Origin of the sequence: Streptomyces sp. NPDC057654, from assembly GCF_042800135.1 — a bacterium.
In the GTDB taxonomy this organism is placed as follows: Bacteria; Actinomycetota; Actinomycetes; order Streptomycetales; family Streptomycetaceae; genus Streptomyces.
The window spans coordinates 1-20,383 of record NZ_JBHVHQ010000049.1 but is presented as its reverse complement, the minus strand read 5'-3'; the positions used below and the strand labels follow the sequence as shown (position 1 = coordinate 20,383).

Sequence of the window (20,383 nt, the reverse complement as noted above, 5' to 3'; positions counted from 1 at the left end):
GTCGTGCTCCTCCTGCGAGGAGCACGACGGCCGACCTGGGAATGGATCACCGTTCCCGTCATCCTGCGGCTCCTCCCGCATCTCTACCTCGGAGTCCCCGCCCTCGGCACCGCCCTCACCGCTGCCGGAGCGATCTACCTCTACACCCGCCACCACCGGATCCTGCCCCTGATCGCCGCCCACTTCCTCTACGACTGGCAGGTCACCCGTGCCTTCAGCCACCTCTCGGCGACCCTGAACGACTACGCAGCTCTCACCATGGGGATCTTCATCCTCGGCATAGTCTGCGAACCGCGCCGCCAGCCCCGCCGCCGCGCCGAAGCCTCCGGGGCCAGCACGGCTCCGCCGACTCCGACCGCGCCCCTGCGTTCGTAACCGACCGGGCCGCCACCCTCCGACGAGGCCCCGCAGTCCCGGCCCGTGCCTCATCCGCCACCCCGCCATGCCGCCGCCACCGCGGGTGCCGCTCTGCGCAGCGCGGTTTCCGGTGCCCGGGCGCCCGGCGCCAGCCCCACACCCACCCGTCCGCTCTCGTTTGCGAACCGAGGAACTGATGCTCGATCTTTCGTCGTCTCTTTTATTCGCCCTGCTCATAGCCGTGCCTTTCACGGGGAACGGCGCCGAACCCGCCGCACAGCTCCACGGCAGGGAGGCGGTTCAGTGCGCGCCGGCGCCGAGCGCCGTGGCGACGGTGCCAGCCGTCTACCACTGGGGCTGCCCCCCAGATGAGTGCCGGCCGTGGCCCGAGCAGATCGGTGCCGCGCTGGCCTGCCAGGCTGCCGTCCTGCCAGCGATGCCTCCCGCACTCACGCCTCCGCCGGCCTCTCCCTCACCGTCCGTGGCCGCGGTATAGGCCCCTCGGCCGCGGGGCCGGTGAACGGTCACCGGCCCCGCCCTCCAGCAGGGCGCGCAGACGGCCCGCCCCGCCAGATGTCCATCTCATCCTTCGCGAGGACTCCGTGCCCCCGACCGACAACTCCGACGACCGGAGCATCCGCAACACCGTCTCAAACAGCACCCTGGGCACCACCATCCAGGCCCGCGACATCACCGGCCTCCAGATCCACACCACATACGCTGCGCCACCCGCCCCGCGCTACGTCCCCCGGCAACTGCTGCCCGCCATCGCCCATTTCACGGACCGCGTCCAGGACGCCCAGGACCTGCGCGCCGCCCACAACACCTTCTGCGGGACCGCCGGCATCGTAGTGATCAGCGGCCCCAGCGGCGTCGGCAAGACGGCCCTGGCCACCCAGTGGCTGCGCAAAGAGCACAACCGCTTCCCCGACGGCCAGCTCTACGCCGACCTGCGCGGCTACACCCCCGGCGAACCCGTACGCGCGGTCCAGGTCCTCGCCCGGTTCCTGCGCGCCTACGGCCTCAGCCGCCTCCCCCAGGACGAAGACGAACTGGCCGCCCTGTGGCGCACCGTCGCCTCCGGCCGGCGCATCGCCGTCCACCTCGACAACGCGCCCAGCGCCGAACGCATCCGCCCCCTGCTGCCGGGCGAGGAGGGCCACCTCGTCGTGGTCACCAGCCGCGCCCCACTGGAGGACCTGGTGGACGTCGCCGTCTTCCACCGACTGCATCCCCTGGACCCCGACGCCTCCACCCGACTGATCGCCCAGTGGATCGGTCCGGAGCAGATCGCCGCCGCCCCGCGGGCCGCCCAGGATCTCGTCGCGATGTGCGGAGGACTGCCGCTGGCCCTGCGAGTGGCGGCCCGCCACCAAGTCGCCCAACCCCACCTCACCCTGGACGAAACGGTCGAAGCGCTCGTCCGCTCCCAGGACCCCGCCCGGCCCGGCCACCTCCTCCCGGCGGAGTCCCCGGAGATCCTTCGAGCCCTGGACACCGCCGTCGAAGCCCTCGGCCCCGCCGTCCAGCAGGTCTACCGGCTCCTGGGCACCGCTCCCCTGGCCGACCTCGACCCCGACGCGGCCGCCGCGGTGTGCGGGATGTCCCGCTCCGAGGTCCTGCACGCCCTGACCGCGCTGGGCGAACGCAACCTCCTGGAAAGCCGCGGCGCCGACCCCACCCGGCACGTGTTCACCCTCCACGACACCGTCTGGGCCCACGCCCGCGCCCGCGCCGCCGCCGAGCTGACCGCCGACCAGCACCAGGCGGCCCTGCGCCGGCTGCTCGACTGGTATGTCTACGCCACGACCGCCGCCGACGCCCTCATCACCCCCACGCACCACGACCGTCTCCCGCGCACCTACGCCACCACGCCCACCCTCCCGCCGCCGTTCACCCGCCCGGTCGACGCGATGGCGTGGCTGCGCTCACAGGCGGAGAACCTGATGCTGCTGGTCCACGCCACCGGCGCGGGCTTGTACTCCTCCTGCTGGCAGCTGGTCTCCGCGATGTGGCCGCTGTTCCTGCACGCCCGGCTGCACACCGAATCGGTCACGGCCCACGAACTGGCCATCGACGCGGCCCGGCGCGACGCCTCCTCCCCCGCCGCGCTGCGCCGGCAGGTCGAGCGGGAGATGCGCACCAGCGGCGCGGTCGCCCTGCGCGGTCTCGGCCGGTACGAGCGTGCCCGCCGCTGGTACGAGCGGGCACGGGACAGCGCCATCGCCGACGGTGACCGGCACAGCCGGGCCCAGTCCCTCAACGGCCTGGGCGAAACCCTGCTCAACGCCGACCGCCCCGACGAGGCCGTCCCGCACTTCCGCGAGGCCCGCCAACAGCGCCGGGACAACGGAGACGACCGCGGCGTGGCGCTGTGCGACCTGGAACTGGGCAAGGCCGCACTCGCCACCAGCCACCCCGACGAGGCCGAGGTCCACCTCGCGCAGGCCCGCGCCGCCCTCCTGAGGGCCGGCGACGCCTTCAACGCGGCCCGGGCGCTCGCGTACGAGGGCCTCGCTCGCGGGCACGACGACTACACGGCGGGGCTCGTAGTGCTGCGCGCGGCGCTGGCGGAGTTCGCCCAGCCCGCCACGTCCTCAGCGCACTGGCAGGCACGCACCCACGAATTCATCGGCCAGACCGCCCAGCAGCACGCGGACATCCCGGCCGCCCGGGAGTCCTACCTCGCCTCCCTCGCGATCTACGAGCGGCTGAGCCCCAGCGACGCCCACCGCGTCCGCAGGCGCCTGGACGAGTTGCCGTCCGGCACGGCCGCCATGTTCAACGACGTGACGCCATGACCCCACCCGTACGACGACGATCCCTGTCCAGGAGTCCCATGCAGAAGACCATCAATACTCTGAGCTGCAATTTCAAGGCCAACGGGGCCGGAGATCCCGTCAAACGCGCGGCGATGCACCGCACGTGGGCGGGGGCAGAGGCCGATCTGATCTTTCAGCAGGAGGTGCCCGACGGCGCGGACAACGGCTACGACGTCATGTACGAGGCCGCCGACCAACTCGGCGGCATGGCCTGGGTGCTCGGCGAGGGCAGCTGCACCGCGCTCTTCGCCAACCGGAACGTCTTCACAGTCCGCCGGGAATGGGGCCCAGGCAGGCGCCCCTGGGTCCTGCCCCCGGCTGCCGCGTCCGTACGGCTCAACTGCGCCGGCCCCGACGCCGTACCCCTCATCGCGTTCGCCGGCCATCTGAACTTCGACTCCTACAGCCACCGCGCGGCTGAGGGCAGTTGGCTGACTTCCTACAACGACAAGCGGATCCGCAGCAACGACGGCGGACTCGTCCAGCTCCCCGCCATCGGCGGCGTCGACCGAAACTCCTACCGCCAGGGCGACGCGTACATCCCGCGCCTGGACCAGATCACGGACGACGCCCACCGTGCCCACCGCAGCCGACCCGGCCCCGACGGCGGACTCGTCATGGACACCGAACCCGACGGCCAGGCCCACAACCGGAGTGTCCCGCTCCGGCGGCCTGGGCTGCATCCGTTGCCTCATTCGAGGGCCACGGCAATTCTGCCTAAAGACCTTGTCCTTGGGCGCGCTGCCTGACCTGCCGTGTGGAGGTTCGTCTGTTCCCGGGCGGAGTCAGAGAGCTGTGCCGAGAAGGGCCAGCGTCACGTTTCCATGTGATCGTCTTGGCCTGTGCGGCCGCGGTGGCGCCGGAAGCTCAGCCCTCTGCCGGTGCTTGCCTGGGAACGTCGTTGGGGCGGCGCTTGTCGCGGGCGTAGATGACAGCCGTCTTTCCGTCACCGGGGGTGCGGCGGTCCATTTCGAACAGGGTGATTGCGGAGAAGAGGTCGCTGAGCTTGGCGTAGCCGTAGGTGCGGGAGTCAAAATCGGGGCGTTGTTTAGTGATGATGTGGCCTACGTTCGCGAGGTGGGCCCAGCCGTCCTCGTCGGAAGCTGCCTCCACGGCGTGACGGAGCAGGTGGATCAGGGCCGTGTCGCCTTTCAGCTTGGCCGCCGTGGTCCGTGAGGCCGGTCTCGCCTCGGTGGAGGCGCTGGTGCTCTTGAGGTTCTCGATATAGATGAACTTGTCGCACGCGGCGACGAACGATTTGGGAGTCTTGTGTTCGCCGAATCCGTACACGGTCAGGCCGGACTCCCGGATGCGGGCGGCGAGGCGGGTGAAGTCGCTGTCGCTGGAGACGATGCAGAATCCGTCGAAGCGCCCCGAGTACAGCAGGTCCATCGCGTCGATGACCATGGCGGCGTCGGTGGCGTTCTTGCCGGCGGTGTAGGCGAACTGCTGGACCGGCTGGATGGACTGTTCAAGTAGCTGGTCCTTCCAGCCCTTGAGCCGGGTGCCGGTCCAGTCGCCATAGGCGCGTTTGACGTGGGCCGTCCCGAACTTGGCGACCTCCGCCAGCAGCTCCGGCACTGCCGCGGGCGTGGCGTTGTCGGCGTCGATCAATACTGCCAGTTTCGCCGTGTTCTCTGCGGTCATGCGCACAGCGGGTCCCATTCGATCTCTCGGCATACGGCTGTGGACAACTCGGCCATAGTGCGGTCGACTTCACCTGCGGATGTCCGACGGTTCACTGTCTGATTGCGGTCATTTCCTGGCGGGGAAGGCTTCGTCAAGGGTGGGGACGACGAGGCTGCCGGAGGCCACCGCCTTTCGGACGTGGCCGACGGGCACGTACCGCCCCTGTTGGATCACCGGCGTGATCTTGTCGATCGTGCCAGCCTCACTGAGGTAGAAGACGGTCCACGGCTTCCGCGAAGCGTCCAGCGTCTCTCCTTCGCGCATGATGCTGCGGGTCACCGCAGTCGTACTGCGTGTTCCGGGAACCTGCTGGTGGATCGTCTCCACAGCGGTGACGCCGAAGACCCGGCCCTGGCCGCCCGGCTTGTACATCGCCAGGAACCGGGGGCGAGCCAGCCCCACGTGACTGCTGCTGAGCGGGCACAGGTAGGCGTTGTACCTGGCGAGTTCCTCCTCGGCCAGGTCATTCGCGGGCACGACCACCGCATGCTCGTGCAACATGCGGAACCATTCCAGCGCGGACGCCTCCTCCCACACGTACTTCCCACGGTTGCGGTGGGTCGGATCCGCGACGAGCCCGCGGCTGGCCATCAGCTCGATGCTGCGCGGTTCGCGCCCCGTCACCGCGGCGAAGTCGGATCGGGTGAGGACCTCCGGCAGGCTCACGGACCGTGACATACAACTACCCTCCCATAAAACGACGTTGGCGCTTCTACGACTCCCTCTCACGAACTATAGAGGATTCGGGAAACGAGCATACGATTCTCGGGAATCTCGTCTCGCGGTGCAGGGGCCTGGAACGTCGTGGCTCATCCCGTGCTCGCGGGCACGGAGTTCTCCGGGGCGGCGCGCGTGGCGAGCTGTTCCGCGTACGGTTCGACGGTGGCACCGATCTCCTTGCAGTCGGGCGCCGCATCCGGTGCCCGCTGTGTCCGCGCCCCAGGAGCTGTCCTTGGCGTTCCCGCTCCAACTGCGGAGTCAGTGTGGAGGGGCGGATGCCAGCGTCGCGGCAGAACGCCGCCAAAGTCCGGTAGGCCGCGGCCTGCACTGCGACGAGTGAACGATCAGAGGAGAGTTCGTCTCACTGCGCTGCCCCTTGGGCCGGGCAGAGGCCACGGTCAAGGAAAAAGGGACGGACAAAAGGCGAACCTACGGTTGACGGGAGTGCGGTCCGGTGACGAGGGGCGAGGAACTCGGCAGTCCCGCCCGCTTCTTGACTGGCGCTGGACCGCGAGTGGAGCACGAGGGCTCCCTGGGCAGGTCCAGCCGGTTCTGTGCCACGGAATCAGGGTGGATGCGCCGTCACGGCAGTGGCGTCCGCGGCCGCCCTGTCTCTTGGCCACCCCTGCCCAGCGGGATCTCGGCGATCGGGTTCCAGGTGATGGCCTTCTGCTCCAGGTCGGCGGTGACATCCACCAGTTCCACGGAGGCGATGCGCAGCGGGGCGTGGCCGGGGCGCACGCGGCGCAGCCGCCGTTGGATTGGGTCCGAGTCCACGTGATCCGTCGCGTACGCCTCCGTCAGGTGCAGAACGCCGGTCGGGTATTGCGTCGCATCTGCCCCGCGGGCCTTTTCGACAGCTTCGGTTACGGCGCCCCGCAGAGCGTTCAGCGGCTCGTCCGGGTGGAGGTCAAAGACAATGCCGCTGGGGTAGCTAAGACTGCTGCCCACGGTGACGGTGAAAGGCTCGACCGCCCGCAGCCGCTGCTGCAGCGCGTCGGCTAGGTCCTCGCGCTCTGCCTGCGTGACCAGAGCGCCGGCCTTCTCGGACAACTGGTAGAGGGTGATATGAAACCACTCATCTCCCACGTGACTGAGTGGGTCGCCCTTCGTGGCAGCTCGGACACAGCGGACGAGTTCAGCGAACGCGGGGCTGCGCTCGAAATCCACCACGGCGTAGACATGCAGCAAAGTCAGGCCCGCGCGCCAAATGCTCTGGCCCTGGCGGAAGACAAATGGCTTCATGGGGCGTCACGTTACCGGCCGGGGGCGAGCTGGCCTGAATCTCAGAAAGGTCGCGGCCCGATACGGAGGTTCGCCGCTACGCGCTTTTCACCAGAATGAGCGAACCGGCTTCCGAGGTCCGGGAGTTGGGTACGGTCCGGCCGGGCGATCCGTATGCGACGGCGGAGGCACACCATGAAGACAGCTCGGGAGGGCTTCGCGTCCTTTGAGGCACGGGCCGGACAAGCCGCACGGACCCTGCTGGACCATCAGGGCCATGATGGCGGATGGGGGCTCACGCTCACATCGGTCTCTTCGATCGTCAACACCAGCGAAGTACTGCCGGTGCTGCGCGCGGCCCAGATCGCCGGCCAGCCGGTCCGCCATGCGCTCGATTTCCTGACCGGCGCCATCCCGGAGCACTGCCGGCCGCGGCAGAAGGGCGGCCGGGGCGAGCACACCCGCTTCGTCGCGTTCGGCCTGGCCGGCCTGTTGTCCCACCCGCGTTTCTTCCACCACGACGGCGTGGCCGAGGCCGTGTCCTGGTGCGTCGGCTGGCTCGAGGACCACCAGGTCGACCACGGGTGGCCGGAGGTTCTCGGGCTCGACGACACCTCGCTGCACCAGAGCGCGCTCGCTCTGCAGGCCCTGGCCCAGTTGCGCGACACCCTCCACGAACTCGGCCCCGGTCTGCGGCTCGCGGCCGGGATCGATACCACCTCACTGCTGGAGCGGGCCGAGCCGCTGATCTCCCACGGCGTGCGCGGCCTGCTCTACCACCGCCGTCCCGGCGGAGCGTGGGGGTGGCGCACCTACGTCGACACCGACCCGAGTCCGAGCAAGACCGCGCTGTGCCTGCTGGCGCTCTCCACGGTCTGCTCGGGCACCGGCCCCGGAGGCGAGCCGGCCTATCGGGACCAGCCCCGGGAGACCGGCGGGGTGCACGGCCAGGTCCAGCACAAGCGGCTGTCGGAAGTCGTCGACGAGGCCGGGCGCTGGCTCCTGCGCAACCACCACCGCTGGGAGACGTTCGTCGAGGACGACAAGGATGTCCAGGGCACCGCGTGGGAACACCTGGCGTACGCGCTGGGCGCCGAGGCCGCCGTCCGATCCGGTGCCTCTCCGCGCGACCCCCGCCTGGCCAGGGCGTGGCGGCTGATGAACGACCTGTGGGACCGGGAGAGCGGTATGTGGAACGAGCCGGGAGCGTCCGGACGGCGCGCCACCGTCCGCGCCGCGTACGCCAGCGTCTCCGCCTACCAAGAAGCCCTCACCGGCCTGGCCCGGACCTGCTGGGGCGAGGGGGCCGCCGCCGACGAGAGCGAAGGATCGGTCCAGATCCGCATCACCGGCGTCACGCTGCTGCCCGCGCACACGGCACTCCTGGCCACGCCCAGCCTCGACCTGCCGGTGCGGGTCGGTCTCTCCCAGCGGTTGTTCGACCTGGTGAAGATCGTGCACGACGGCCCCGGTGCGGGGCTCGCGACCGAGCAGATCGCCACGGCGCTGTTCGTCGCCCCGTCCTCGGTGCCCAAGTACGTCCAGCGCCTCAACCAGGCGGTCTCCGCGGCGTTCGGCGGCGCTCCGGTACGGCTGCTCCTGGCGAGTTCCACCGATGGGGGGAGTGGGTACCGACTCGCCGGAGCGTAGTCCCCCTACGGCTGGGCGCGCTCGACGCTGTCCGGGTGGTTCAGCAATGCGAACCGCGCCAGCGAGCGCACCTGCCCGAAGGTACGCAGCCCGTCGAGGTCGCCCAGGCCGAACCAGGCCGCCCCGTGCACCTCCTCCCGCTGTGCCTCCACGGCCTGCGTGCGGGTGCCGGCCTGGCGGCGTACGTAGAAGAACTGGACGAGGGCGGGGGTGGCGAACCCTTCGCGCTCCGTGTCCACGTAGAACGGCACCGGTTCCGGGGTGGCGTTGGCGTCGGCGGGGTGGACGGCGGGCTGGCTGGAGATCGCTTCCACCAGCAGGCCGGTCTCCTCCTTGAACTCGCGCACCGCCGTGCCGGCGAAGGACTCGCCGGGTTCGATGTGCCCGCCCGGCGGCACCCACTTGTCGAAGCGGTTGTGGTGCACGAGCAGTACCCGGCCGAGCTCGACAAGGTAGCCGGAGCAGATGTAGACGAACCCGGTGTTGCGGGCCGTCTGGCCGTCTTGGATCACAATCGAGCGGGACACGCTCGCCACGATAGCCCACACGCGGTGCCCGAACTCAGGGGCCGGTGAGTCGATTCGCTCCGGATGTCATCGGCGGGCGGATGACACGTCATCGGCGATGACATCGCGATGTCATCGGGATCCTGTCACGAACAGCCGGATGGTTGAGGCACGCCCGCCCCGGGCCGCCGGGGCCGGCGAAGCCCTGTCACGGCGAGGGAGAAGATCGCGATGCCCATCCGCACGCCCGGCTGGCGTTCCCGCTACGAGCAGTGGTTCACGGCTCCGCAGACCGTGGTGGTCCAACCCACCACCTGGTGCAATCTCGACTGCCGCTACTGCTACCTGCCCTTGCGCAAGCTCAAGCAGCAGATGCCCGTCGAAGTAGCCCACGCGCTGGCGGCCTCGGTCACCCCCCTCGCCACCGACGGCGCGCCAGTCGGCATCGTCTGGCACGGCGGAGAGGCACTGGCGGTGGGCCCACAGAGGTTCACCGCGCTGCTCGGCGCCTTCGAGGAACTGCGCCGGACCGGTCGCGTCCACCACTACGTGCAGACGAACGCCACCCTGATCACCGATGCCTGGTGCGACCTGTTCACCGCATACGACGTCCGCGTGGGCGTGAGCATCGACGGCCCAGCCGCCATGAACCACGACCGCGTCGACCTGCGCGGCAAGCCCGCCTTCGACCGGATCGTGCGAGGCGTCAGGCGGCTGGGCGAGCACAGCATCCCCTTCTCCGTGATCTCCGTGGTCAGCTCCTGCGGCATCGCGGCACCAGAGGAACTCCTGGAATTCCTGGCGTCCCTGGGCTGCCACTCCGCGGGCTTGAACATCGAGGAGAGCGAGGGCGTCAACACCGCCGGGCGGCCACCCGCCCCCGAGCAGGCCGAGGAATTCTGGCGCCGCACCCTGACCTGGACCCGGCACCACGGCGACCGGATGCGCGTACGCGAGGTCGAGCGGCTCGGCGAGTACCTGCGGCTGATCCGCACCGGGCAGCGCGCCACCTGGGACCAGCGCCGCCTCGACCCGATCCCCACCGTGTCCGCGAGCGGCGACGTCGTCCTGCTCTCCCCGGAACTCGCCGACACCACCGACCCCGCCTACGGCGACTTCCTGGCCGGCAACATCCTGGAGCAGTCGCTGACCGAGATCCTGGGCGGCGCCTCCCGGCTCCGCTACGTACGCGACTTCCTGACCGGCCTGGAACGCTGCCAGGCCGAGTGCTCCTTCTTCGACTTCTGCCGCGGAGCCCAGGCCGCCAACCGCTACTTCGAGAACGGCAGCCTGGCCACCACCGAGACCACCTACTGCCGGGTCACCCGGCAAGCCCTGGTCACAGCCCTGTCCGCCCTCGCAGCCGAAGGGAAGGGAAGAACAGCGTGACACTCCTGGAAGGACTCGCCGCCTCCGAGGCCCTCATCGTGATGGAATTGATCTCCATCCCCAGCACCCCCACCACTCCCGGAACAATGTGGGACAACCGGCCCACGTGGGATAACTGGGCGAAGACCCCAGCCCCGTTCGACAACCGCCCGACCTGGGACAACTGGAACAAGAAGAAGTGACCCGGTGCCGGCGGCGCGCCCACGAGCGGGCGTGCGGCCGGCACCGCGACAGGCTCCCCTCGCTGGAAGGCACCCAATGGCAAAGCGCACAATCCGCCGCACGAGCGTCACCCTTCCTTCCCTGGACGAGCCCGGCCTCTACCTGTCCCAGGTCACCTCGCTCGACAGCGGGCGCGGCCGCCTCGCCGAGTTCCACTACGCGGGCGCCGACCTCCGCGACCTCGACCTGGCCGGCGCGCACCTGCTGGACGGCCGCGTCACCGGGCTCAAAGCCCAGCGCACCCGGCTCGACGAACTGCGCGTCGATTCGGTGGAGTTCACCGGCTGCGACCTCGCCTCCCTGCTGTGGGCCAACAGCAAGGTCTCCCGCGCCGTCTTCCGCGACTGCAAACTCATGGGCGCCGCGCTGGAGGACCTCACGCTCGACAACGTCCTGTTCGAGAACTGCAAGCTCGACTACAGCAGCCTCACCCGCATCCGCGCCGTCGGCCCCGTCATCTTCTCCCAGTGCACCTTGCGCGAGGCCACGTTCGCCGCAGCCGACCTCTCCGCCGCCCTGCTCGACGGCTGCGACCTGCGGCAGGCCGAATTCGACGGCGGCAACTACCGGGGCTTGGACCTGCGCGGCAACGACCTCTCACAGCTCCGTGGCGTCACCTCGCTCAAGCAGGTGACCATCGACCGGGTACAGACCCTACAACTGGCCGAGGCGCTCGCGGCAGCCCTGGACGTCACCTACGGCGAAGAGCACGACGCCCAGTAGTTCCCAACCTTCTCCGCGAGGCACAGACAGCCCGGCTGCATCCGATGGCCGCGGCCGGCACGGCTCCGCCCCGCCCCACTTGAAGGCGACGAGCCGGCCGTGGCGCATCGAGCGCCGTCCCGCTCTGGCAAGTGGGACCGCGTGCATCCTCCCGTCCAAGGTCACCGTTGGCGTGCACGTGCACGCAGGAGTACCACCTGCCTGACGCCCTGGAGCCACTGCGGTACCCACAGGCACCGGGGCTCCTCTGCAATAGCAGCCCTGCTACGGCTCACTGCATCCAAGGCCGTGGTGCCGCCGTTCCCCCGTCGTGCTCGGCCCGGCCGCGGGGTCCGCGCGTCCGGACACCGGCACCCGGCCCGCCGGGTACCCGTTCGCGCCGGGGTGCCGACGGCAGAGGGATCAGACCTCCTCACCGGGAAGCCCGCTCACCTCGAAGCAGAGCAGGCACAAATCATGGACCAGGTCTTCCAACGCGATAATGTGCTCCCGCACGGCCACGGGCACACGCGTCCGCTCCCAGGACGCCACGCCCACCTGACGGCCCGCCCACAGCGACTCCAGCTCCCGGCCGGCCGGACAGATGTTGTCCAGCGCATTGTGGGCCAGGCCGAGCGCGAGCCCGAACCGATGGCGTGGATGCGGGGAAAGCTCCGCGTCCCCCTGATGGTGGTGCTGGACGGTACTGATCGTCGTATGGACGTGCACGAGGTGCACGACGCGCTGGATCCAGGCGGGGCCCTCGACGCCTTCGGGCATCTCGGGCGCGTCGGGCTCCGCGCGGAGCGTGGGGTAAAGAACGGCGGCCACCGCCGCGACCGCCTCCCCGGGCGTCCACGTCCCCGCCCGCCAGCACTCCGACGCCTCGGCGACGGCACGGCCCGCGTATTCGACCTCCTCCGCCCAGCGCGGCGGCTGCCCGTCACGGTAAGGGGCGGCGGCCAGCGCCCGGCATCGGTCCCCGAGGAGCACCGGCGGTAGCAGGCTGCCGTCGGCGGTCTCCTCCAGCCGGTTGGCGTAGACCACCGACACCATATTCCGCTCGACGATCGAACGCGCCGAGTACATCAACTTGTCGCCGCTCTGCTGCACCCTGGCCCAACCCCCCACCAGCGCCGGACTCCACTCCGGAAGCGGCTCGTCGTACAGACCTGCGTGCAGGCCGCCGCCCAGCCACCACAGCGCTCTGGGCAGCGGCACCTCGTCCACGAGCAGTGCTTCGAAGCGAGCGGCGCGCCACAGGGCAAGCGCCAGCAGCGTGCTGGCCGGCATCCACACCTCCCGCCGCCTGCGCGTCTCCTCGGGATCTTCGGGGCGCTCGGCCCGGGACAAGTCGGCCGGGTCGTAGCCGATCCGGTACTTGGTGAGCGCCCAGGCCAGCCGCTGCACCCGCGGCCACGAACCCTCGCGGTACGCATCCTGGTGCCCCTGCTCCCACGCGGCTTCGTCGAGGACGGCCTGCGTCATCGACGGGCGCAGCACCACGTCCACGGACTCGTCCGTGCCGACGGCGGACAGGCGCACTTCGTAGCCGGAGGGCAGATCGCTGTGCTCGATGTCGCGCCGCCGATCGTCGAGCTTCCAGGCGGCGCCCAGCACGGTGCCCCGGCGTCCGTCGTAGACATCGCCGACCACTTGGATGACGGTGCCGTTGGGCAGGCCAGTCCGCTCCTTCTCCAAGGCGTGGTGCACCACGTCGATAGTCAGATCGCGGGCCACGGTGACGGCTGGTTCCGTGCTGCCGCGGGCGAGGCCGCGCGTCATGCCGCCCCAGCGCCGGCTCTCGACACCGTTGCCGGACGGGGCCGGCCCGGGCCGCGTCAGCCACAGCCACGTTTCCGTCACCGCGTCACCGCGGTAGATCTCGGGCGTCGGGCCGGGTGCGATGGCGGCCGCGAGCTGCGGCCCGACGAGGGGCTCGGCGAGCCCGCGGACGCCGGTGTCCGACCGGGCAAGGTGCCACAGCACGGAGCCAAGTCGTACGGTGAGAGGACCGTCGCCGCTCTGTTCCCCCAGCGACTGCAGCGCGACGGCGAGGATCCCGCGGACCGCCACGAACTCCCAGGAGCGCTCGTCCGCTCCCAACGGGGACGCAGCCGCGGCGATCTGTCCGGCGCGCGTGTACGCCTGCTCCCATCCTGCCCTCATAGTCCGCCCCTTCGCTCCTCTAGTCGCCGACGCCCACGGTATCCGGGCACTGGCCGGGCCTGCCGACTTCCGGTGCAAACGAATCGCGAAGCCGGGAAGGCTGTGTCTGCCTTGCCGCCACGTGCGAAGTCGACCCCGCCTGGAGCCCGCATCGTCCTCGCGTCATCGTGCGGGGTGCGAGGTTTTGTGGTCGGTGTGTGCGGCGAAGTGGCGGGCGATGGCGAGCAGAACGTTCAGGTCGTCGACGGGGGCATGGGTTGCGATGTGCGTGTCGGCGTATTCGGCCCGGTGCTGCGGGACGGTGTTGTGGGCCTGGGCGTGGAGAGCGGCGTGGATCTGGTCGGCGGTGACGGCGGCGTGCAGGTCTCGTCCGGTGCGCCCGGCGGCAACGTGGTGGCGTTCGGCGCGTGCGCGGGTGGCGGCGTCGAGGTAGGGCCGGGTGTTGATCTGTCCGTCGCGGATCTCGACGGCACGCCGGTAGAGGTGGAAGTAAATCTTCCGGACGCGTAGATGTGCGGTGAGGGTGGTGCGGGCCGGTTGGAGGGCGATGGCGGGGTCGGCCTGATAGAAGGCGAGCCACAGGGGGCGCAGTCGGCGGTACTGGAGGTGCATGCGGGCCCGGGTGACGGTGCGGCTGGTTCCGTGGGCGATGGCCGGCAGGAACCAGCCGAGGAGGGTGAGCATCGCCCCCACGTCGCCGCAGGTCCAGGCGGCGCCCTCCCAGCGGTCGAGGGTGGTGCCGAAGGGCGGGGCGATGATGTCGCCGAGGCGGATGGCGCTGTAGCCCAGGGTGACGACGGCGCCCACCGCGACAAGGCGCAGTCCGCGACCGACCCAGGGCTGGGTGGTCCGTCGGGCCAGGCGCCAGCAGGCCCGGGCGAGGAGGAGTTCGCCGGTGACGTACGGGGTCACGTACAGGGCCAGGTAGGCATCGTAGAAGGCATCGCGCGCGTAGTACTGGAAGAAGTCGGCCGACTGCCCTCCGGCGGGGGTCAGGAACAGGTAGAGAAGGCTCAGGCCGGCGAGGACGGCGGTGCCGGCCGCGATCCAGGCCCGGGCGTGGCGGCGCGCGGCCGGGACGGGGCCGCCCCAGTAGCCGAGCACGATCTGCTGGCAGACCAGCAGGGCAATGACGCAGCCCTGGGCCGGCGGGCCGGACAGGTCGGATGCGCCGAAGTAGCCGGGCTGAGAGCGGTGCATCGGGATGAGCGAGAGGGCGAAGCTGGCCGCAGTGAGCAGGAAGACCGCGGCCAGGGCGGCGAGGGCCGGATCCCGGCGATTCGCGCGCAGGTCACGCAGGAGGACCAGGAAGCCGAGCAGGGACGCCGCGAGGGCCAGCGGGTGCAGGACGTGTTTCATGTGTCAGCGCCTCCGGCGGCGCAGCAGGGTCCGGGCGACGCGCTCTTGGATCACATCGCCTGCCGGTCCGTCACCTTGGTGGGCGAGGGCGAAGATCCGGCGCTGGAGGTTGGAGGCGAGGAGTTCGGCGTCGTGCTCCTCGTCGACCTCGTAGTTGCTGCGTCCGAGCATCATCTTGACGGTCGCCGGGTCGATGCGGCTGCCGGTGCCGTCCGCCGGGCCGGCAGGCAGGTCCGTGACCTGGGTGTGGCCGAGCAGGATGTGGGCGAACTCGTGGGCGATGATGTGGTCTTGATGGGGGCGGCTGGTGCGCGGGTCGTAGAAGATGTAATAGGTGCTTTTCGTAACCCAGCACATTCCGCAGGGAGTTGCCACGTCGAGGGCGGCGGGTTCCAGATGAACGTTCCGGCCCGTCCGTCTCTCCACCTCCGCGGCCAGGTCCCGGATGTTTAATACACCGGGGAGATTCAGCTCGGCGAGGGGATTTCGGGCGCGGCGGCGCGCGTACCACATGGTCGTTCCTAACGGCGTTGCTCCGGCCTCAAGAGGCCGCATTTCACTCGGGGTCGGCGGGCAGGCCCTCTAGCTCTCGCACCCTGTCGATCATGGCGACGACCGCATCCATGCTGCGGTCGGACAGGCCGACCGTGCGCATGGCGATGTGCTCGACGCGCACATCGCGCATTTTGCGGAGGGTCGCGAGTTCCTGGTCGATTCTGGCCGCGGCGTCGTCATCGAAGAAATAGGCGACGGGCACGCCGAAAAACCTTGCCAGCGCCTCCAGGTGACGCTTCGTCGGATTGTCGCGTTTCCCGGTGCGCAGCTGCCACAGGTAGGTGGCGGACACCGTCTCACCACCGGACTCCCCCAGGCGGGCGGCGACTTCCATATTACTGAAGGGCCCCCGGTCTGCCGGGTGGACGACGTCGAAGAGCCGGTTGAGCCGCTGGCCCAGCGTGGCTGGTCCGCTGTCGCGGGATGCTGCTTCCGGGTTTTTCATGATCCTTTTCCTCGTGCCGGTCGATTTACGCTGGTTCACTCACCATACGCGACCGCTTAACGACAGTTGACGTTCGCATCCGGGTATGGAAAGTTCTTCTCCGCCAACACGACCGGGTGATCGAACTGCTCCTGCCAGGGCGCGCCAGACAGTATGCATAAACCCGCCACCACTGAATGTGATGCGGTGCACAATTGCGGCAGGTTCGATCTCACACCGGTTAATGATCATGCTGATTCGCAGAACGCCGGGGAGGGCGGGCGACATGCCCGAATGTTCATGCACCCAGGCCAGGCTTCCGATGCCTGGAGGGCGGGTATCAACCCGCCCTCGCGCCGTGGCGCGGCGATTACCTTTCAGCGTTTCCGCCGGCGTCCGCCCGGGGTCCGCCGCATCATCCCGCTGAGGATTCTTTAACCGGCCCAGGTTCTTGAGACTGGTCCGCACATGATGCGCTGCCGTTTCGTCAGGCCCTCCGGGCGGCCGGCAGGGCAGCGACGTGACGGGGTGAAGCGGGCCGGCCGGGCCGATACCAATGGCACAGGCACCTTCCCTGCTTTCCCGGCCGGCGGTGCTGGCCGGTCCCGCTGCCGGCATCCGCGCGCCGGTGCCGGGGCGTCACGCTGTGCGACTAGTACAGAGTTTTAGAACCAACTCTGGATCTTGCCGAGGGTCCGTGCGTATGTTCGTCGTCGCCCGGGCAGCCCTGCCCGGCTCCCGAACATGAGAAACGAGCACCGCCCGGGCCGAAGAGGTCCGGATACAGCGACGGCGCCCGAGAGGTATGAACTCCCGGACGCCGAACGCTCAACGGCATAACCGCCCTTGCAGGGGCGGAGCTGCCACCGTCACCACGCTGATCCCTTGCACGGGGCGCGTCAGCGTGGCAACTCTGCAAAGGGGATTCTTGCATGCCTCCTGCCCTGCGCAAAAGGCCCGGCCACCGGGCCTGCGCGGCAGTCACCTCCACCGGCCCGGCGCCCTCTCGCCCCGGTCCGGACCGCCCCGTTACGGTCGCGGCGAGCCGCAGGTTCCGCTCGGCGAGCGGGGGCAGCCGATGAGCGGCGAGGCCCGCGAGTGGGTGTGGGAGCACAGCTCCAGCCGGGGCGCGGCGCGCCTGGTCCTGCTGTCGATCGCGGACCGGGTGGCCGACGAGCAGTGCGTGGCCTGGGCCTCCCTGACCAGCCTGATGGAGCGGGTGAACGCCTCCCGCTCCACGGTGCGCGACGCACTCGACCGGCTGCTCGACGGCGGCGAGCTGGAGCGGCTCGACGACCTGGTCGGCCCGCAGCGCAGCACGGTCTACCGCCTCCCCCTCGCCGCGAAGGCCCTGGCCCACGCCACCGGCGAGCAGGAGACGTCGTCGGACGCCGGCACCACGGCGCCCGACGGCGGGACCGAGGCCGTTCCGAGGCTGCGGGTCTCAGCCCTGCGGCGGTATGGAATCCGCCCCCGCGAGGTGCCGGATTCTGTTGCGACGGGCCGGAATCCGGCAGGTCTGGAATCGGGTACCTCCCGGCGGAAACCGGCACCCCGACGGAGCGGAAACCGGCACCTCGATGGAGCGGATTCCGGCCCCCAGAACCGTAGGGAACCGAAGGTGAACCGGAAGTACAGCAGTGGGGGCACCGCACTCACCTCGGCCGACACCTGGCAGCCCGACCCGGACACCCACACCTGGGCCCGCCGCCAGGGGCACCTCGACCGGCTCGGCGAGGAGGGCCTGGCCGCCGCCGACGCGAAGTGGCGGGCGCACCGCGCCGGCTACAAACCCCGCCCGGCAGCGGCCTGGGCCGCCGACTGGCGCTCCTGGGTTGCCCGGGAACACCCCCCGGCCCGCACCACCCCCCACACCCCGCACCACACCGGCACCGGCTCGGGCGCCGGTGCCGTCCGGCCGGGTGGTATGACCCGGGCCGAGGCCCACACCGCAGCCCTGCTCGCCGCCGTCGGCGAGCCCACCGGATCGGAGTAGCACCCGTGGACCGACGCGAGATCGCCGCCCTGCTGGCCTACATCGGCCGGCTGGACCCCCGCACCATCCGCACCGGCGAGGGCGAGGTCCGCGACCAGCTCGACCAGTGGGACGAGCTGCTCGGCGACGTGCCGATGGCCACCCCGCACGGCTGGGACGCCCGTACCGCCGCCCGCCGGCACGTCCTCCTCTCGCCGTACCCGGTGCTGCCCGCGGACATCGCCCGGCCGTGGGAGAGCTACCGGCGCGACCGGCTGGCCCGGCACACCGACCCGGCCCCGCACGCCGACCCGGACGACCAGCGGGCCTGGGCCGCCGAACTGGCCGCCACCCGGCACGCCGTGGCAACCGGCACCGCCCAGCCCGCCCAGGCCCCGGCCATCACCAGCGGCCGCCGCCGGGTGGACCCGGAGCTGGAGGCACGGCTGCGGGAGGTCGGCTCCTGCATCCCGCCAAAGGCCCGCGCCGCCCTCGCCCCCTACCGCTCCGCCCGGGCTGCCCGCGAGGCGGCTCTCGCCGAGGGCCGGGCCGACGCCCGCACCGTTGCCTGCGAGTGGTGCCAGGCGCAGGTCGGCGAGGCGTGCCGCAACCGCCGGGGCCCCGACGGCATGGCCCGCGCCAGCGCACCCCGCACCACCGCGCACCCCTGCCGCCTCGACCTCGCCGCCGCCCGGCAGGCCCAGGAGACCGAGCTGCCGCAGCCCGCGACGGCCTGACCGGACCGCTGGTGCGCCCGCCCGGCGCACCGCCGCCACCCGCCTTGTCCCGCGCCGGCCGCGGCACCCGACGCCGTGCCCCTCCCCGGCCCCGTCCGGCCGGTGCGGCAGCACATCGGAGACCCCTTGCGAGACATCACCACCCACCACGCGCCGGCCACCGGTCTGCGCGGCATCGGCGACACCAGCTGGCACACCCGCGCCGTGTGCCAGGGCATGGACCCCGAGGACGCCGACGCGGTGTTCTTCCCGCTGCCCCGGGACCACGAGGCCATCGCTGAGGCGAAGGAGCTGTGCGGCCTGTGCGCGGTCCGGCGCGACTGCCTCAACTACGCCCTGGAGAACGCGCTCAAGGAGGGCGTGTGGGGCGGGCTGACCGAGGCAGAGCGACGTCCCTGGCACGACGGGCTGGCCCAGCGCCTCGACTACGGCCGCATCATCGCGTTCTTCCACGGCCGCGACGTGCACCTCACCAGCGCCGAGCGGCAGATCGTCATCGACCACGCCTACGTCCGCGGCTGGCGCCCGGACCGGCTCGCCGTCGCCCTGCAGATCAGCCGCAAACACGCCCGGGACCTGCTGCGCCAGGCCGCCAACAAGGTCACCGACCGCGACCGCACCCTCGGCGTGCCCCGACGCAAGAAACAGCGGCCCCCAAGCGCTCCGACGACCAGACGGACCCCCTCCGCCCCGCCCGGCACACGACAGCCGCCCTCCCCACCGGTGTCATCGGCTCCGGCGCACGCCCCTGACGGAAAGGCCGCATGACCCGCCCCACCCTGCCCCTCGGCGCCGCACCGGACCTGCCGCCCCTGCTCCTGGCCGTCGGCGTCCCGGCCGCCGTCCTCGCCCTGGTCCTGGCCGTCTGGGCGGCCCGGCACCGGGACACGCCCCCGCACGAACGTCCCGGCGGCGCGGCGGTGAAGGTCGCCGCGCTCGCCGCACTCGGCTGCACCGCCTACAGCGCCGACACCTCGTGGACCTTCGCCGCCGACTACCTCCACATGGCCGGCACCGCCGAACGCGCCTCCCTGTTCGCCGCCGCCGAACTCGCCCTCTTCGCGACCGCGCTGATGGCCCGCCAGAACCTGACCGCCCAGGGCGCGCCCGGGCTGCCGGGCACCCTGGTGTGGGTCATCACGGGCGTGCAGATGATCCCCGCCTACGCCGAGAGCGGCCCCGTCGGCGGCACCGTCCGCGCCTTCGTCGGCCCGGTCATGGCCGCGGTGCTCTGGCACCTGGCCATGGGCATCGAACTGCGCCTGCACACCCCCGGCGCCGCCTCCCACGGCCTGCCCGCCACCCTCGGCCGGGAAGCGCGCGAACGGTTGCTCTCGCGCCTGGGCATCGCCGCCCGCGACCGCGACGCCTCCCAGATCACCCGCGACCGCGCCACCACCCGTGCCGTGGCCCTCGCCGCCCGCCTCGCCGAACGCACCCCCGCGCAGCAGCAGAGCCGGCGCGGGCGGCGCCTCACCCGGCGGCTGTCGAGGGCGCTCGGCCGGGCCGCGGTCGGCACCGACCCCGCCCGGCGTGCCGAGCTGCTCGACCAGCTCGCCGCCCGCCGGCACGCCCTCACCCTCGCCACCGTCCCCCTGCCCTCCCCCTGGACCCCGCCCCAGGACCACCGGACGACCGTCCCGGTCCCCGCACCGACGGCACCGAGCACCGCGGTCCCCATCGACGACGCCCGCGCTCACGCGCACCCCACCGGGGACCGGGGACCGGGGACCGAGATGGGACCGGTCCCCCGTACCGGGGACCGTGGCGCGGGGACCGGCGGCCCCACAGCGGGGACCGGGGCCGCCGGGCCGGAGACGTACGGGGGCCACGAAGGCTGCGCGGGGAGCGCGTGCACTGCGGTTGAAGTGCCTGCTCAGGCC

19 protein-coding genes are annotated in these 20,383 nt (G+C 71.1%); 11 read left to right on the top strand and 8 right to left on the bottom strand.

The genetic code is table 11. From position 1 onward, the window contains the following. The 3 genes from ACFU99_RS06925 to ACFU99_RS06915 form a co-directional block, all read left to right on the top strand. On the top strand, positions 1 to 375 hold a 375-nt coding region (locus ACFU99_RS06925), incomplete at its 5' end, for a hypothetical protein (protein ID WP_384386906.1). A gap of 584 nt (positions 376 to 959) precedes the next feature. Further along, the gene (locus ACFU99_RS06920) at positions 960 to 3,158 is read left to right on the top strand and encodes a tetratricopeptide repeat protein (RefSeq protein ID WP_384386903.1); all 2,199 of its coding nucleotides are present in this window, start codon (positions 960 to 962) and stop codon (positions 3,156 to 3,158) included. 38 nt (positions 3,159 to 3,196) lie between these two features. Beyond that, on the top strand, positions 3,197 to 3,928 hold the full coding sequence (locus tag ACFU99_RS06915; protein WP_384386901.1) for an endonuclease/exonuclease/phosphatase family protein: 732 nt from the start codon (positions 3,197 to 3,199) through the stop codon (positions 3,926 to 3,928). 118 nt (positions 3,929 to 4,046) lie between these two features. Here the strand turns inward: ACFU99_RS06915 and ACFU99_RS06910 are convergent, their stop codons facing one another. The 3 genes from ACFU99_RS06910 to ACFU99_RS06900 all read right to left on the bottom strand — a co-directional run bounded on the left by ACFU99_RS06910 (position 4,047) and on the right by ACFU99_RS06900 (position 6,833). Next, complete coding sequence (locus ACFU99_RS06910) at positions 4,047 to 4,826, bottom strand: NYN domain-containing protein (protein WP_384386899.1); 780 nt, start codon at positions 4,824 to 4,826, stop codon at positions 4,047 to 4,049. A gap of 108 nt (positions 4,827 to 4,934) precedes the next feature. After that, positions 4,935 to 5,546 (bottom strand): hypothetical protein, encoded by a 612-nt coding sequence (locus tag ACFU99_RS06905; protein WP_384386896.1) that lies wholly within the window; start codon positions 5,544 to 5,546, stop codon positions 4,935 to 4,937. 624 nt (positions 5,547 to 6,170) lie between these two features. Next, entirely contained in the window at positions 6,171 to 6,833 is a 663-nt protein-coding gene (locus tag ACFU99_RS06900) for a 2'-5' RNA ligase family protein (protein ID WP_384386893.1), read from the bottom strand. A gap of 174 nt (positions 6,834 to 7,007) precedes the next feature. Here ACFU99_RS06900 and ACFU99_RS06895 point away from each other — a divergent pair, with 174 nt between their 5' ends. Then, positions 7,008 to 8,462, top strand: a complete 1,455-nt coding sequence (locus tag ACFU99_RS06895) for a hypothetical protein (protein WP_384386890.1) — start codon at positions 7,008 to 7,010, stop codon at positions 8,460 to 8,462. 5 nt (positions 8,463 to 8,467) lie between these two features. On the opposite strand, the gene ACFU99_RS06890 is transcribed toward ACFU99_RS06895, so the two are convergent. Beyond that, on the bottom strand, positions 8,468 to 8,989 hold the full coding sequence (locus tag ACFU99_RS06890) for an NUDIX domain-containing protein (protein ID WP_384386887.1): 522 nt from the start codon (positions 8,987 to 8,989) through the stop codon (positions 8,468 to 8,470). 210 nt (positions 8,990 to 9,199) lie between these two features. On the opposite strand from ACFU99_RS06890, the gene amcB reads away from it, so the two are divergent. From amcB to ACFU99_RS06875, 3 genes are all read left to right on the top strand, one after another. Next, the gene (gene amcB / locus ACFU99_RS06885; protein ID WP_384386884.1) at positions 9,200 to 10,357 is read left to right on the top strand and encodes a cyclophane-forming radical SAM peptide maturase AmcB; all 1,158 of its coding nucleotides are present in this window, start codon (positions 9,200 to 9,202) and stop codon (positions 10,355 to 10,357) included. Then, a complete protein-coding gene (gene amcA / locus ACFU99_RS06880) occupies positions 10,354 to 10,539 on the top strand; it encodes a multiple cyclophane-containing RiPP AmcA (RefSeq protein WP_384386881.1) in 186 nt (61 codons plus the stop codon). The genes amcB and amcA overlap by 4 nt, the downstream gene beginning before the upstream one ends. 76 nt (positions 10,540 to 10,615) lie before the next feature. After that, a complete protein-coding gene (locus ACFU99_RS06875) occupies positions 10,616 to 11,302 on the top strand; it encodes a pentapeptide repeat-containing protein (RefSeq protein WP_384386879.1) in 687 nt (228 codons plus the stop codon). Between the two features lie 402 nt (positions 11,303 to 11,704). Here the strand turns inward: ACFU99_RS06875 and ACFU99_RS06870 are convergent, their stop codons facing one another. From ACFU99_RS06870 to ACFU99_RS06855, 4 genes are all read right to left on the bottom strand, one after another. Beyond that, entirely contained in the window at positions 11,705 to 13,450 is a 1,746-nt protein-coding gene (locus ACFU99_RS06870; protein WP_384386876.1) for a hypothetical protein, read from the bottom strand. Between the two features lie 162 nt (positions 13,451 to 13,612). Then, the gene (locus ACFU99_RS06865; protein ID WP_384386874.1) at positions 13,613 to 14,809 is read right to left on the bottom strand and encodes an MAB_1171c family putative transporter; all 1,197 of its coding nucleotides are present in this window, start codon (positions 14,807 to 14,809) and stop codon (positions 13,613 to 13,615) included. A 3-nt stretch (positions 14,810 to 14,812) separates the two neighbouring features. Beyond that, positions 14,813 to 15,166 carry an ImmA/IrrE family metallo-endopeptidase gene (locus ACFU99_RS06860; RefSeq protein ID WP_384386871.1) on the bottom strand — a complete coding sequence of 118 codons (354 nt, stop codon included), beginning with the start codon at positions 15,164 to 15,166 and terminating at the stop codon, positions 14,813 to 14,815. A 199-nt stretch (positions 15,167 to 15,365) separates the two neighbouring features. Next, positions 15,366 to 15,809 (bottom strand): helix-turn-helix domain-containing protein, encoded by a 444-nt coding sequence (locus ACFU99_RS06855; protein ID WP_384386868.1) that lies wholly within the window; start codon positions 15,807 to 15,809, stop codon positions 15,366 to 15,368. Between the two features lie 1,057 nt (positions 15,810 to 16,866). Here ACFU99_RS06855 and ACFU99_RS06850 point away from each other — a divergent pair. The 4 genes from ACFU99_RS06850 to ACFU99_RS06835 all read left to right on the top strand — a co-directional run. Continuing rightward, a complete protein-coding gene (locus ACFU99_RS06850; protein WP_384386866.1) occupies positions 16,867 to 17,784 on the top strand; it encodes a helix-turn-helix domain-containing protein in 918 nt (305 codons plus the stop codon). 5 nt (positions 17,785 to 17,789) lie between these two features. Continuing rightward, entirely contained in the window at positions 17,790 to 18,500 is a 711-nt protein-coding gene (locus tag ACFU99_RS06845) for a hypothetical protein (protein ID WP_384386863.1), read from the top strand. Between the two features lie 126 nt (positions 18,501 to 18,626). Then, positions 18,627 to 19,268, top strand: coding sequence for a WhiB family transcriptional regulator (locus ACFU99_RS06840; RefSeq protein ID WP_384386860.1), 642 nt, complete (start codon positions 18,627 to 18,629; stop codon positions 19,266 to 19,268). Continuing rightward, a partial coding sequence (locus ACFU99_RS06835) for a hypothetical protein (RefSeq protein WP_384386857.1) occupies positions 19,265 to 20,383 on the top strand: 1,119 nt, incomplete at its 3' end. The genes ACFU99_RS06840 and ACFU99_RS06835, both read left to right, overlap by 4 nt.